The 13,306-nt window shown below is 68.5% G+C and carries 13 protein-coding genes; 3 read left to right on the top strand and 10 right to left on the bottom strand.

What is annotated here, in order from left to right; translation table 11 throughout:
- Nucleotides 1-105 precede the first annotated feature (105 nt).
- Nucleotides 106-285, bottom strand: coding sequence for a hypothetical protein (locus Acor_RS40960; protein WP_155342147.1), 180 nt, complete (start codon nucleotides 283-285; stop codon nucleotides 106-108).
- A 242-nt stretch (nucleotides 286-527) separates the two neighbouring features.
- Here Acor_RS40960 and Acor_RS40955 point away from each other — a divergent pair, with 242 nt between their 5' ends.
- Nucleotides 528-1,286: a maleylpyruvate isomerase family mycothiol-dependent enzyme gene (locus tag Acor_RS40955; RefSeq protein ID WP_155342146.1), complete on the top strand. Its 759-nt coding sequence runs from the start codon at nucleotides 528-530 to the stop codon at nucleotides 1,284-1,286.
- A 172-nt stretch (nucleotides 1,287-1,458) separates the two neighbouring features.
- Nucleotides 1,459-1,683, top strand: coding sequence for a hypothetical protein (locus tag Acor_RS40950; protein WP_155342145.1), 225 nt, complete (start codon nucleotides 1,459-1,461; stop codon nucleotides 1,681-1,683).
- A gap of 31 nt (nucleotides 1,684-1,714) precedes the next feature.
- On the opposite strand, the gene Acor_RS42725 is transcribed toward Acor_RS40950, so the two are convergent.
- From Acor_RS42725 to Acor_RS42720, 9 genes are all read right to left on the bottom strand, one after another.
- Nucleotides 1,715-1,858 (bottom strand): hypothetical protein, encoded by a 144-nt coding sequence (locus Acor_RS42725; RefSeq protein WP_170317357.1) that lies wholly within the window; start codon nucleotides 1,856-1,858, stop codon nucleotides 1,715-1,717.
- A 948-nt stretch (nucleotides 1,859-2,806) separates the two neighbouring features.
- Nucleotides 2,807-3,394 (bottom strand): calcium-binding protein, encoded by a 588-nt coding sequence (locus Acor_RS40945; RefSeq protein ID WP_170317360.1) that lies wholly within the window; start codon nucleotides 3,392-3,394, stop codon nucleotides 2,807-2,809.
- Between the two features lie 197 nt (nucleotides 3,395-3,591).
- Nucleotides 3,592-4,617, bottom strand: coding sequence for a DUF1996 domain-containing protein (locus Acor_RS40940; RefSeq protein ID WP_155342143.1), 1,026 nt, complete (start codon nucleotides 4,615-4,617; stop codon nucleotides 3,592-3,594).
- 234 nt (nucleotides 4,618-4,851) lie between these two features.
- A complete protein-coding gene (locus Acor_RS40935; RefSeq protein WP_246239833.1) occupies nucleotides 4,852-5,526 on the bottom strand; it encodes a LuxR C-terminal-related transcriptional regulator in 675 nt (224 codons plus the stop codon).
- Nucleotides 5,523-6,758 (bottom strand): sensor histidine kinase, encoded by a 1,236-nt coding sequence (locus tag Acor_RS40930; RefSeq protein ID WP_155342142.1) that lies wholly within the window; start codon nucleotides 6,756-6,758, stop codon nucleotides 5,523-5,525. The genes Acor_RS40935 and Acor_RS40930 overlap by 4 nt, the downstream gene beginning before the upstream one ends.
- A gap of 1 nt (nucleotide 6,759) precedes the next feature.
- On the bottom strand, nucleotides 6,760-7,578 hold the full coding sequence (locus Acor_RS40925) for a hypothetical protein (protein WP_155342141.1): 819 nt from the start codon (nucleotides 7,576-7,578) through the stop codon (nucleotides 6,760-6,762).
- Between the two features lie 192 nt (nucleotides 7,579-7,770).
- Nucleotides 7,771-11,328, bottom strand: a complete 3,558-nt coding sequence (locus Acor_RS40920; protein WP_155342140.1) for a WD40 repeat domain-containing serine/threonine protein kinase — start codon at nucleotides 11,326-11,328, stop codon at nucleotides 7,771-7,773.
- Nucleotides 11,329-11,489: 161 nt separating this feature from the next.
- Entirely contained in the window at nucleotides 11,490-12,116 is a 627-nt protein-coding gene (locus Acor_RS40915) for an SRPBCC family protein (protein WP_246239832.1), read from the bottom strand.
- Nucleotides 12,117-12,355: 239 nt separating this feature from the next.
- A complete protein-coding gene (locus tag Acor_RS42720) occupies nucleotides 12,356-12,895 on the bottom strand; it encodes a TNT domain-containing protein (protein WP_170317359.1) in 540 nt (179 codons plus the stop codon).
- 76 nt (nucleotides 12,896-12,971) lie between these two features.
- On the opposite strand from Acor_RS42720, the gene Acor_RS42715 reads away from it, so the two are divergent.
- Nucleotides 12,972-13,139 carry a hypothetical protein gene (locus Acor_RS42715; RefSeq protein ID WP_170317358.1) on the top strand — a complete coding sequence of 56 codons (168 nt, stop codon included), beginning with the start codon at nucleotides 12,972-12,974 and terminating at the stop codon, nucleotides 13,137-13,139.
- Nucleotides 13,140-13,306 lie beyond the last annotated feature (167 nt).

The following is a 13,306-nucleotide window of genomic DNA, read 5'->3' as shown; positions in this document are numbered from 1 at the left end:
TCCCGGACCCGCCTCAGCAATAAGTCCGGCTATCTCTCGGACGACAGACCTAGGAACGCACTGAAGATCTTGGTTGAGGGCCGGCATCGAGTTGGCGTCCACCGGCTATGGGCTGGTGGGGGTGAGGGCCCAGGTGTTGCCGATGCAGCGGAGTTTCAGGTTGACCAGGCGGCGGAGGTTGACAGCGGCGGCGCGGTGGTGGAGCCGGCGGCCGTTGGCTTGGGTGCCGCGGCAGGGCAGACGGCGGTCGCCGCGGGCGACCAGCCAGGCCACGACCCTGCCCATCACGTGCGGCGTGCTCATCATCCCGTGTGGTCTGTTCGTGACGCCCGTGCGGCCTGTTCCTTTCCGTCCATCGGAGCTCGCACCCGGACCGCCCTCCATGGTCGGTCAGTCGCCGCCCGCATCCTCAGCTGCTTGCCCGGAGCTGCAATGATCGTCATAGGCGTCACCCTGCTCCTCGACTGTCCGCTGGGCTGCGAGATTCAGCCCAGCTTGACTCTGCCGATCAACGAACGGAATCAGCCATGCCTGACTCGCTCGATCCCCTGCGCTCCTCGATTCAGCGCCTCCGCGACCTGGTCGAAACGCTCAGGCCCGAACAGCTGATCGCCAAGGCGTACCCGACCAAGTGGATCACCGCGGACGTTCTGTCTCACCTCGGATCAGGCGCGGTGATCTTCGAGCGTCGCCTGGACGACGCTCTGAACGGTCAGCCGACGCCGCCGGAGTTCGCGCCGTCGGTGTGGGACGAGTGGAACGCCAAGGCTACCGATGCGCAAGCCGCCGACGCCCTCGCCGCCGACCGTTCCGCCCTCGCCCGGCTCGAAGCCATGACCCCCGACGATCAGGCCCGCTGCTCGGTCGACTTCGGCCCCTTCACTCTCGACTACCCCGCGTTCTTCGGGCTTCGCCTCAACGAACACGTCCTCCACACCTGGGACATCGACGTCGTCACCCGCCCCGACGTCACCCTCGCCTCCGACGCCGTCGCCGTGATGATCGACAACCTCGAACTCATCGCCCGCTTCAGCGCCAAGCCAACCGGAACCACGCACACCCTCGTCATCCACACCTCAGAACCCGCAAGAACCTTCACAATCACGCTCACCCCCGAAACGGTGACGACCAGCCCAGGCGGCGACGCCCAGCAAGCCGACGTGACACTCCCGGCCGAAGCCTTCGTCCGCCTCGTCTACGGCCGACTCGACCCCGGCCACACCCCGCCCGGCATCACCGGCGCCCATCATCTGGACGAACTCCGCCAAGTCTTCCCCGGCCCCTGAACCCGGCCGATGGGCCGGTCATCTTCCTCAATCCGCTGACGGACCAACAACGCGACGTACCCTCCGAGATCTTCAGCTGCGCAGTGATCAGCTCTGTCGACCTGCGGACTTAGACGAAGTCTCATTCGGTGAGTCGGCCCCAGGTGAGGGCGTTACCGAAGATCCGGGCCCAGTGGGAAAGCAGATCAGCGCGGCGGAGATAGCGACGAAAGAGCCGAGGCGGTCGGCGCGGCGTTCGTGGCGGCGGTGTAGTCGGCAGCAGTCGGCCATCCAGGAGGCGCGCTGGAACAGGTCGACGGCGGTGCCCGCGTCGCTGGCCTGGGTGGTGGCGATGGCCCGGGTGGTGGCCACGGCCTGGCCAGCAGTCGCTCAGGTGAGCGCGACGACCCAGCGGTGACGCGCCGGCCAGACTGCGATGCTGCATGTTCTCATCGTGCCGACGGGGCTGGCGTACCGATCTCTTCGCTTCCGACGACCTTCTCGTAGGCGGCGATCGCGCCCTCCGGCACGGGCACCCCGAGATCGGCCTGCGCCTTCAGCACGGCCACCCACAGGCAGCGCTCCAGCACCACCTAGTATTCGGGGTGGAGCCTGGCCCTCATAGAGGGCAGGCAGGGCATCTTTGCAGGTCAACAGGGCTATCTGAGCTCGATGAAGTTTTGCGAACGTCCAGGCTACAGACGGGAAGGGTGTTCTTCCTGAGCCAGGCGAGTAAGTCTGCCAGCCATGGTGAATTCGCTGGCCTCTTCTTGTTGAAGTCCACCGTCGGAGTGCCGTCCGTATCTCCCGGGGGTTGTGGGGCATGCGGCTTTCCCGGGCATGGCAGGGGTGCCGTGGTCAGGGCATAGGGGCTATGCTCGCGCGTTGCTTTGCCGATACGTCGCGCCCACTTCATGTCCACGTAGGTGCATGCGAATTCGTGCCAGGACATGGAAGTTCGCTCATTGCGTTTCCAGGGCACCGGTTCACCGGTCGTCAGCTTGGACACGTCGCCCTTATGGGCGGCGGCGTGGAGTTCCCCCTGGTAGATGGGGCTATTGCTACTGGAACTCCTGGCTGACAGACGGTGTCGCTCGTCAAGAGCGACGACTTTCCGGGCGTGGCCGGAAAGGTGACAAATCGCTGGATTTGCTCCAGTAGGCCCATGCGTGTGGAAGAATCGATTGATTAGCTAGATTTCGTACCTGGACAGACTGCTCGTTGGCTGTGGCCGCGGGCAGTCTGTTCTTTGGTGGCGGTGCATGCGCAAGTCCGTGGGCAGGACGCGTCGATTCGGGGACCGGGCCGTACCCGGACACTGCTCTGGGATCGGACTCACCGCGGCGCGCCCTGGATATTGGCGGATGTGGGAAAGCAGAGCTTTCCGTTCTTATCGTTGGCCGAGCAGAAGTCGCGGGTGGACTTTCTTCTTGCCCAGGGATACCAGAAGGTATTCGAATCTCACGGTTACCTGGTGTTATGGCTGGCAGAAGGCCAAAAGGCCGGAACACCCTGATGGGGTCCGGCCCTCGGGCGGATGGTCAGTAGAGGATCTCGCAGCTGGTCTGGGATTCCACCGTGTACTGGCACCTATCGGTGCCGGCGTCGCCGTTGGCGGACTGGTAGCCGGGGCCGCCGTAGAACTGGTCGTTGTCCTGGCCGCCCGACATGGTCTGGCTGCCCTGGTCGCCGCCCAGCACGTCGCGGCCGGACGCGCCGTAGAAGGTGTCGTAACCGTTGGAGCTGAAGATCGAGTCGTCTCCGTCCTCGCCGTAGACGACGTCGTTGCCGGTGGCCGGTGGGCCGCCGACTCCGCTCAGGTTGGTGAAGGTGTCATCGCCGGCGCCCAGGCAGACGATGTCGTCGCCGCCCTGGTCCACGTACAGATCGTTGCCGCCCTTGAGGACGACGACCTCGGCCGCGGCGGTGCCGTAGACCACGTCGTTGCCCGCCGTGCCGACGTAGGTGGCGTACTGCCCGCCGCACATCTCGATGCGGGCGGATGCGTGTGCCGCCGCCGGGATCGCGAGCAACGCCATGGCCGTGACCAGCAGCCCGGTCGCGAGCCTGGCACGGCTCCGGTTCTTGTTCTGCCCTGCTTCCCGAGCCCGGCTGGAGAATGTACTCATTCTCGGTCCTCCCCTTGTCCCTGGGCGTTCGCGGGTGCTCCGCGAGCGCAACGGGTTGACCATAGGAGGGGGCGATTTCCGGATTGCAGCCCATTTCCCGCTCAAACGGCGCCCAATTTCTGCCGTTAAGGGTTCACGCGCCCGAAGCCCAGGTCACGGTTCTGGTGACCTGGGCTTTTAGGTGTGTCGTTGCTCCGTCAGGGCTTGTGCTGGTCGACGCCGTAGCCGTTGCACTGCCGTCCGCCGTTGATGCAGTGCTTCACCAGTTCGGCCTGGCGGTTACCCGCCCACGCTTCCATGAAGTCGTAGTGGAAGGAGTAGCTCGCGCCGGAGGAGTAGGCGAGGCCGTCGGTCTTTCCGCCGGGGAGCTTGTAGGGGACTTTGATCTCCAGCATCGGCAGCGGAATCGGGAACGACGCCGGGCAGACGCCGCTGACGGGGTAGGCCATGTGGCTCTTGTGATCGGCCGTGTCCAGGTCGCGGCCGTTCCAGCAGCTCGGAGCCTTCAGGCGGACGATCAGCGAACTGCCCGACGGGCAGGACTTCGGGAAAGTGTTGTACGTATTGCCGCCACAGGTCCAGTTGCCCTTGAAGTCCGCGGCGGAAGCCGTCCGCATGTCACCCACGATCAGCCGGAAACCCGCCGGGAAGGGCAGCACAGTCCGGTAGTCCTTGACACCAGACTTGTAGTACGTCGTCACGATCGTCGGGTCCACCACCTTGCCGTTCTGGAACAGCGTGGGGATCCAGTAGGCGGACTTGTCCTTGGTGTCCTGGCAGCTCGACCCGCCCGCCAGCAGGGAGGACCTGGTCGACTTGGCGTTCGTGGTCGGGCTCCCCGCGAAAGTGTGGTTGTGGGCCGCCCCCGGCAGGCCCGGATAGACGATCGGGTCGTCCGACAAATGATGGGTGACCTTGCAGTTGGCGTGGATCTCGCGGTACTGGGCGAACGGCGGCGGCCCGGAGAACGTCGGGACCACGGGCGGCTTTCCGGTGGCGGCCGGCGTGGGCGCCGACTTGTGCGAGGCGTGCGAGCCCGCCGCGGTCGACACACTCGTCGTGGCGGCGGAAGACGGAAGCACGAACGGGTGCACGGTCAGCAGCAGGCCTGAGGCGAGCACAGCCGTCCCGGCCGCCCGGCTCCATCGGCGCCGCCGCGTGGACGCGGAGCCGCCTGCGGGGGCGCCGCTTCCGGAGCCGGGGCGAACCGTGTGGTCTGACATTGATTTCCCTTCACAGTGGGACGCTTCATGAGACGGCCGGGGCGAGGCCCGCTTGCAGGCCGTACGGTTGCCGGCGGAGTCGCCAAGGGGGAGAATCGCGCGGCGCGGGTCGAACGCTAGTCACCCGGCCGCCTGCGGATTTAGGCGGAAAGGCCCAGTCGGGGTCGGCGCCGTGGCCCAATTCCCGGGCGGCCGGGCCCGCCTCCTGCATGGACGAGCCGTGGACTCCGCGTGTCAGGCGCGCGTACCGCCGGTCCACACCAGGACGGCCTCGGTCCTGCTGCTCACGTTCAGCTTGCCGAAAACGCTGTTGAGGTGGTTCTTCACCGTCTTCTCCGTCAGCCCCAGGCGCACGGCGATCGACGCGTTGCTCAACCCCTGCGCCAGCAGGTTCAGCACCTCGCGCTCACGCCTGGTGAGCCCGAACCTCGTCTGTACGGCGTGCCGCCGCTCGGCTCGTTCACGCTGCTCCTGGTCACGCTCGGCCTGCCCCCGTACCAGCGAGGTCGCGACCGACGCGGCCACCGGCGACAGCCAGCCCCGCCCCTCAGCGACCGCCAGCACGGCCCGCAGCAGCTCCGGCGGGTCGAACTGCCCGTGCACCAGGTACCCGCGCACTCCGCCGCGCAGCATCGAGGCGATCAGATCTTCGGTGTAGTCGCTGGTCAGCGCCAGCACCTTCGTGTACAGGCTCATCTCGCTCACCACAGACAGCCCGTCCGCGATGGGCATGCGATGATCCAGCAAGGTCACCGCAGGACGCAGCCGGCGTGCGAACGCGAGCCCCTCATGCCCGTTACTCGCCTCGCCCACCACCCGAATCCGGTCGTCGGCGCCCAGGAACACGGACATGGCGGTGCGGACGATCGGGTTGTCGTCGACGATCAGCACGTCGATCACATCGCTCACTCGATCACATCCATCATTTCCCTCGCAGTGAGTAACTCCAGTGCCGCCACCGGCACGCAGACCGTGACCACGGTGCCCGCCCCCGGGAAGGACCGCACCCGCAGGTGCCCGCCGACCGCCCGCGCCCGCTCCGCCATGCCGACGAGCCCGAAATGCCCCTGCGACTGCAACCCGCCCAGCTCCTCGGGAACGGTGAAGCCGATCCCGTCGTCGCCGACGATCAGCTCCAGCAGTCCCCCGGACTGGATCAGGCGGATGGTGACATGGGAGGCGAAGGCGTGCCGCTGCACGTTGGTCAGCGCCTCCTGAAGCACGCGGACGATCTCGTACCGGACGGCGACGCCGGGTTCGGCGCACGCCACCGTCACCCGCGTGGCGACACCCGAGCCGTCCTGCCAGGACCGGCAGACCTGGTGGACGGTGTCCTTGAAAGATCGGTCCGGCATGTCGCCGCGCAACCCCTCCAGCAGTTGCCTGGCCTCCCGCGCGGCCACCTCGGCGCCCCGGGAGACGGTGTCGGCGAGCTGCTCGGCCAGGGCGGGGTGCCGGCGCAGCGACGACGGGAGCGCCAGCGCGGCGAACGAAACCCCGCGCAGCGTCTTGCTGACGGAGTCGTGCAACTCGCGGGCGAGCCGGGCCCGCTCGTCGGCCGCCGCGGACCGCTGCGCGGACGCCGCCACCTCCACCGTCAGATCGACGTAGCGCACCAGCGCGGCGACGGCCACCGCCCCGCCCATGCCCGCGAGCACGCTGAGCATCGGAAACGCCATCACGAAGGCGGCGACATCCGGTGAGTACGGCGTCGCCCGCAACGCCCACGCCGCGGCCGCGAACCCGAACGCGGCCTGGACGGCCCAGATCCCCAGGGCGCGCATACCGAGCAGCGCGCCCGCCAGCGCCGCCGACCCGGCCGCGAAGCAGAAGTACGCCATACCGCCCTTGCTCAGCAGCAGGATCCCCGTGGCCGCCAGCCAGTCCACTCCGATGACGGGCAACGCCCGGCGGACCACGGCCGGATGCCGGGTGAGCACCGTCACCTCGACGACCGTGGCGAGCACGGTCACCGCGATCACCGACAGCACCGGCCACAGGCTGGGCACCAGCAGCAGCCCGGCCCCGGCGGAGGTGAGCACGACCGCGGCCCTGCCCAGCATCACCGCCCGGCAGATGGCGGCGGGCGCGACCAGCGGATCCACGACCTGGCCCCGCAGGTGCCCCGCGGCGGCGGCCATCTCACTTCCCCAGCGCGAGGTCGTCGAGGTAGAACTCGTACGACTGCGGCAGCTGGTCGGTGGCGATGGCGAGGTCGATCCGGCGCAGCCGGGCGGGCGACAGGTCGCCCACACGCACCACGAAGGAGGCCCAGCGCTCCGGCGGCGCCTGAAGTGTCACGGTCGTGGCGCCCGCCCGTCCCGCCGAGGGCGAGGCGGACAACCGGAGGATGGTGCCGTACTGCCGGCCGCCATAGACGCGCAGGCGCAGCCGGCTGCCCGCGCCGATCGCCACGGCCGAGCTGGCCAGCAGCGTCACGGTCGCGGGCTGATCGCGGCTCTTCACCCGTTTCTGGATCCTGACGGCGACCTGGTCGCTGTCGGGCACCGGACGGCCGGGTGTGACGTTCGTCCCGCTTCCGGACACCCGCCACCCCGTCCCGAGCGCCGACGCGTAGATCAGGCAGGCCGGGACAGCCGTGATCTCCGAGCCGCGCGGGGCGGCACAGGAGGGGACGCGCGGGCGTCCGGGCGTGGCGGTCGGACGCGGAGCGCTCTCGTCGGTCGGTTGCGGAGTGCTCTCACTACCCTCGCCGGTCGGACGCGGAGTGCTCTCGCCACCCCCGGCCATGGGCGTACGGGCCAAGGCGGGCGCGGTAGCCGGAGGCCGCATGCCCTGCCCGCCCGACGCCTCCGCGCGGTCGTCCTGCCGGGGGATCAGCAGGGGCGGGACGGCGACGGCGACGCAGATCACCACGGTGACGAGAAGGGCGTACCGCGTCCGCTGCCCGAGCCGGCCGGCTGGCGGAGGTTCGCCGATGGGACGACGGCCGGCGTTCATCGCGGGCCTCCTGTCCCGACATCACCAGGAGTCACTTTCACGTCCTTGCTGCGCAAATCAAAGTAGTGACCATCTTCCGCCACAACCGCCCCATCGTGCGCAGGCATCCGTCCCGATTCGGCAGGTAAGCGCGCCCGTCCCGGAAACTGGGCCCACCCGCCCCCAACTCCTGGGACTTTCGACCCAGCCCAGTCACTTGATCACGGACACGCCCTTGGAAGGACAGACCTCCCGGTAGCTCAGGTCCGCTCCCACATGCTCGCGCCACTGTTCCTGAGTCAGCCGCCGTACCGACCGCTCACACACGGCCGGTACGGCCCGAGCGGCGTCGGCGGGCAACTCCTGGAACGCGCCGTCATGCCCCACCACGCGCAGGAGCGAGCCATCGGCCGTGAAAGCAAGCGCGGGCATGGGATCATCCACCGCGTACGGATCGAACGTGCCGGTGGTCACCGTCCAGGCGGCGCCGAGCTGCCGCCCCGCGACCGTGTCGAACAGCGTCACCTTGGTGTCATGGGCGACCGCCAGGGTCCGCCCGTCGGGGGAGAACCTGGCCCCCGCCACATCTCCCGGCACCCTGAACACCTGCCCGGTCGTCCGCCAGGTGCGGGTATCCCACAGCACCACCGCCCTGCTCCCGTACGGCGAAACGCCCAGCGGACCCTCCGGCGCGAGCGTCAACCACCTCTCCGCGAGAGTCCCGGGCCCTTCCGCATGCGGAAGCACCCTACGGGCGACGAGATCGATGACGTCGGCGCCCCCGGGATCGGCGGTGACGAGGAACCTGCCGTCGGAACTGAAGGACAGCGCGCCTCCCGCGACGGCGCCGAACCGCATCACCTGCCTGCGCTGCGGCAGCTCGACGATGACGACGTCGCCTTGGCCGAAATAGTCGTTGGGCATGGTGTGACTGATGGCGAGCAGGCGGCCGTCAGGGCTGATCCGCATGTCCGCGAAGTCGTAACTCGGGGTTATGGCCACCTCGCCCAGCTCTCGCCCGGACTCGGCGTCCCAGAGCTTGGGCCCCGCGCTCTGATCGTTCGGCCGGAGGGTGACCACGGTGCGCCCGTCCGGGCTGACCCGCATGATCAACCCCTTCCCGGCGACCCCGAAACGCCCGGTCTCCGTGAAGCCGGGCACCGACCAGCTGCGCACGGTGTCCCCGGTCAGGGCGAACAGCGCATCGCCTGAGGCGGTGAACCGCCTGTGCAGCGCATCGGAAGGCAGGACGCGCCGGGGACCGGTCTGCCGGCTGACGTCGTAGGTGGTCACCTGCCCGGCGTCGGTCAGGATGCTCAGCGTGCGATTCCCGGAGTCGAGCCGTGGAGATCCGACGATCCTGGACGCGACGGTGAGCCGGAGGATCGGGGCCGCGTCCGCCAGCCGCCACAGCGTGAGACGCCCGCCCGCGGAATTGTCGAAGGTGATCAGGAAGCGGCCGTCGGAGCTGAAGCCGCCGTCGGTGGCGTACCCGGGAAAAACCCGCCGATCCCGCTTGCCGGTGGACAGCGACCACAACGTCGTGTCATCTCCCTGTACGGCCGCCAGCGCGCCATCGGGGCTGAAGGCGAGAACCGGCCCCGGCAGGCGACCGGGGAGCCGCTTGCCCACCGGCGTCCCCGTTTCGGGGAACGTCCGCAGCGCCGTGTTGACGGTGCCGAAGCGGTCGCCCGGCCCGAGCCGCACGTCGCTCACGTACTCGTCCTGCTTCTCCAGCGCCCGGCGCGCCACATTCCACAACCCGACATACGGCCCGCCGATGTTGTCGCGGATGATGATGTAGCCGCCGCCGGGGCTGAACTCCAGGCTTTCCGGACGGCCGTCGTCGCTGGTCATCTCCTCCGGCGACCACCGGCCCCCACCCAGCGGCCGGCCGGTCCGCAGGCTCCACAGCTCCATCCTGCTGCCCCGGGCGAGCGCCAGCGTGTCGCCGTCGGGACCCACCGCGGCGGTGACGGGCGCTTCGCCGATTCCGCCGAATGTGCTGATCTGCCGTCCCGTCACCACGTCGTAGGCGGTCACCCGGCCGGCGCCTGCGCTGACCAGCGTCCGCCCATCGGGGCTCAGCGCCCGTCCCTCGTTGGCGGGGGAGGGGTCCATGAAGACCGACTGCTCCTGCTGGGCGAGCGAGCTCAGCACCGCGGAATCCGCCTCGGGGACCCGCGCGATGCGATAGGCGGCCACGCTGAGCAGCATCGCCTTCACCGGGTCGCTCCCGCGGAGCGCGTCCGATTGGAGCGCCACCCGTCGGGACATGGCGCGCGCCCGCTCGTCGGCCAGGTGCCTGCCGGCCTCGTCGCTTCTGACCGACTGGTCCCAGGCCAGGGCGCCGGCGGTGAGCGAGGCGATGAGCAGGACGACCACGCCTCCGGTGACCAGGCGCCGGCGTCTGCGCTGCCGTACCGACCCGGTTCTGCTCGCCTCGACGAACTCCCGCTCGGTGATGTTCAGGGTCAGGTGGGTGGCGCCGGTCCAGTCCAGCGACTGGCGCAGGGCGGTGCCGCGGAGGAGGTCTTCGGGGCGGCGGCCGTTGCGCGCCCACCGCCGGGCCGCCTCGCCCAGCTCGCGGTGACGGCCGAGCGCGTCGCGGTCGCCGGTCACCCATTCGTGCAGCCTGGGCCAGGCATACAGCAGGGCGGCGTTGCCGATGGCGACCGTGTCCTCGTTGCGGCGGACCAGCAGGGCCTGCTCAAGTGTGGCGAGAACGCGTTCGGCGGCCGGATGCCGTACCTCGACCAGCTCATCCAGAGTCGCGGTGCGCGGCACCTCCTCGCCGTCGCGGACGTCCACCAGCCGCAACAGCAGATCGCGCGCCACCTGACGCTCGGACGGCGGCAGCCCGGCGTAGACCTTCTCCGCCACCGCCCCGAGCGTCGGCTCGCCCGCCAGCCCGCTGGGCGGGCGCACGTCGACGGCGGCCTGGGCGCCCTCGGCCAGCGTCGCGCCCCCGCCGCCACCGAGCAGCGCCAGCAGCAGACCCTGCGCGGACGGACGCGCCGCCGGGTCCTTCGACAGCGCGGCCAGAACCAGCTCCCGCAGCCCCGCGGGCAGGACATCGACGTCGGGGTCGTGATTGAGCAGCCGGTTGATGACCGAGAACGTCGTCGGAGCGGTGAACGCGTCCCGTCCCGTCGCGGCGAAAAGCACCATCGCGCCCCAGGCGAACACGTCGGCCGCCGGCTCGGCCCGTCCGCCGGAGAACAGCTCCGGCGCCATGTACATCGGGGTGCCGGCCAGCTCTCCCATCGAGGTCATCGACAGGCTCGCGGCCCTGGCGATACCGAAGTCGATCACTCGCGGCCCGTCGGGCCCCAGCAGGACGTTCTCCGGCTTCAGATCACGATGCACCACATCCGCCTGGTGGATGGCGGCCAGCGCGGTGGCCATGCCCACGGCCAGCCGGTGCAGCGGGCCACCCGAGAACACATCCTCCCGCACCGCCGCGCGCAGACTCGGGCCGGGAACGAACTCCGTGACGATGTACGGGCGTTCGCCCTCAAGGTCGTGGCCCAGGATGCGTGCCGTACAGAAAGACGCCACCCGCTGAGCGGCGGTCACCTCGCGGGTGAAACGGCGGCGAAGGGGGGAGTCGCCCGACAGGTAGGCGTGCAGGACTTTGACCGCCACGCGGTTGGCCGCCTCGTCGTAGCCCTCGTAGACGACGCCCTGGCCACCCGAGCCGAGCCGGCTCGCCAGCCGGTAGCGGCCCAGCCTCGACGGGTCCCCCGGGCGCAGCCTGTCTGCCGTCATGATTCCTTAGATGGCGGGGCACCGGCTTTGGTTCGGCGCCGGCGAGAGCCTCTGTGCTGCTGTTCTCAACTGTTCTTCCGGCGTTCTTCTGGGGCCGGGCACGGTTTCGGTGGCCCGCCGCTGCGACAGCGGCGGGCCACCACGCGCGGGCGCCCGCTGGACTAAAGCGCGCCGCTCTCGATGCGCTGCTTCAGGCCCTGCTGGATGCCCTGGTGCGCCAGCACGCCCTGAGTCAGCGTGTAGTCGATGAGATCCAGGGTCGTCTCGAAGGTCAGGTGCTCGGTCACGCGGGTGCGCAGCAGACCGACGTTCTCGAACACGATCTTCTGGTGGGTCACGACGTTCCCCGTCGACCACGAGTCGACCTCGTAGAAGAACTTGCTGAGGTTGAGGCGCTGCTGAGCGTGCGTGTTCAGCGTCATGGGCGGCTCAAGGGGGATCACTTCGATCGCGGTGAGATTCTTGGTACGCACGCCGTGCTTGGTCTTGTCGGAGTGGGTGACCACCCGCTCCAGGAACGGGTTCGCCCCGATGTGGTGCTGGAAGTCGGAGTAGGCATTGAAGACGTGCGCACGCGGCGCGTTGATGACGATGGAGATGCTCTGGGACTTGCGGGCCCGGCCGGCCGGAAGCGGGTCCGCCACCTGGGTGAACCTGTACGTGTTCCAGGTCTGCAGCCACTGGAGGGCGAGCTGGGCGTCGGTTTCGGCCCGTGCCGGCGTGCCCATGGCCGAGATCACCAGGGACAGAGCGAGCACGGGGGCGCTTAACAGGCGAAGAAGCCTCATTTTCATGACATGAACATTTATCGCATACTGCTCGCCAGCGCCTCTGCCATGATCAACTCTGGCAGTATTTGCCAATCTTTGTCCTGACATCGGCCAATAACCCACAATTCATACGATCTTCACCATGTTGGGCTTATTGAGCCGGGCAGGTGCAGTGGCTACGGCTTGAAGATGTCCTCCGGAGAAGCAGGCGGTCCTCCCGGCGCGTGCTGTGCCGGGAGGGCTCGGTGCTGTGTCGGCTAGTTGACGCGTTCGAGGTAGCCGTTATCGGCCAGCCAGCCGATGGAGACCTCGCCGTCGGGGTTGGAAGGCGCGCCCGGGATGTACTTCGCGAGCGTGTGGTACTGCTTGCCCTGGCCCTGCAGCTGGAATGCGCGGGAGGCCGGGCCCGCGTCGACCTGGAATTTCTGGATCACTCGGTAGACGTGGTAATTGCAGAGGTGGGTCGGGTCGCCGGAGACGGTGTTGAGGTTGCTCGGCGGTAGTGCCCGCTGCTCGTATGGCGTGCCGTACGGGGCGAGGAACGCGCCGCCCTCGCCGCCGAAACGGTCGAGCAGCATGCCGACCGGCAGTGTCCCCGTGTAGATGAGCGGTCTGGCATTGGGCCAGCCCCACGGGCGGGCGAATCCGAATGCGTCCGGATAACGCGAGCTATTGATCTGCTCATCCCGGTAGCGGTAGAGGAACTTTTCTGGATTCAGTCCGCCATAGCGTACGTAATCTTTCAAGATCCTGCCGAGGTTACCGGTTTTGGGCAGATATTTCGGGCCAAGATTCATGTCGTCCTGTACGTACGGCGGACCGCAGACGACAAGGGGAACAGCGGGCTTCGACGCCTGATCTGTCTTGCTCAGCTTGACGGTTGCGGTTGCGGTCGTGGACTGGGCCTGGCTTGCCGTCTGGCTGGTGGCGTCGGGCGGGCGGCGGGGATGTGGCGAGTCGAGCGGAGGCGTGGGCGGGGACGGCGGCGAACGCTCCGGCGCCGATGGCGACGGCTGCGGCCAGCAGCGCATGCCGGGATAGAAGATGCACGGACTCTCCTGTATGAACTCACGCAAAGTGCGAATCAGACATATCTGCATGAAGGAGCAAATTCATTGAGATTCGAGGATTAGTCCGAATTCTCTAGCTGAATGCTCCGGACATGCTGGAGTCGTGCGTACCCGGCCATTCACAATGGCTTAGCGCAA

The organism is Acrocarpospora corrugata, assembly GCF_009687845.1.
In the GTDB taxonomy this organism is placed as follows: Bacteria; Actinomycetota; Actinomycetes; order Streptosporangiales; family Streptosporangiaceae; genus Acrocarpospora; species Acrocarpospora corrugata.
The sequence above is the reverse complement of the archived record's forward strand: the minus strand, read 5'-3'. Positions and strand labels throughout refer to the sequence as shown.

Coding starts and splice junctions, on each gene's coding strand:
- Acor_RS40960 (WP_155342147.1), bottom strand. CDS start 285: ATGGGCAGGGTCGTGGCCTGGCTGGTCGCCCGCGGCGACCGCCGTCTG.
- Acor_RS40955 (WP_155342146.1), top strand. CDS start 528: ATGCCTGACTCGCTCGATCCCCTGCGCTCCTCGATTCAGCGCCTCCGC.
- Acor_RS40945 (WP_170317360.1), bottom strand. CDS start 3,394: ATGAGTACATTCTCCAGCCGGGCTCGGGAAGCAGGGCAGAACAAGAAC.
- Acor_RS40940 (WP_155342143.1), bottom strand. CDS start 4,617: ATGTCAGACCACACGGTTCGCCCCGGCTCCGGAAGCGGCGCCCCCGCA.
- Acor_RS40930 (WP_155342142.1), bottom strand. CDS start 6,758: ATGGCCGCCGCCGCGGGGCACCTGCGGGGCCAGGTCGTGGATCCGCTG.
- Acor_RS40925 (WP_155342141.1), bottom strand. CDS start 7,578: ATGAACGCCGGCCGTCGTCCCATCGGCGAACCTCCGCCAGCCGGCCGG.
- Acor_RS40920 (WP_155342140.1), bottom strand. CDS start 11,328: ATGACGGCAGACAGGCTGCGCCCGGGGGACCCGTCGAGGCTGGGCCGC.
- Acor_RS40915 (WP_246239832.1), bottom strand. CDS start 12,116: ATGAGGCTTCTTCGCCTGTTAAGCGCCCCCGTGCTCGCTCTGTCCCTG.
- Acor_RS42720 (WP_170317359.1), bottom strand. CDS start 12,895: ATGAATCTTGGCCCGAAATATCTGCCCAAAACCGGTAACCTCGGCAGG.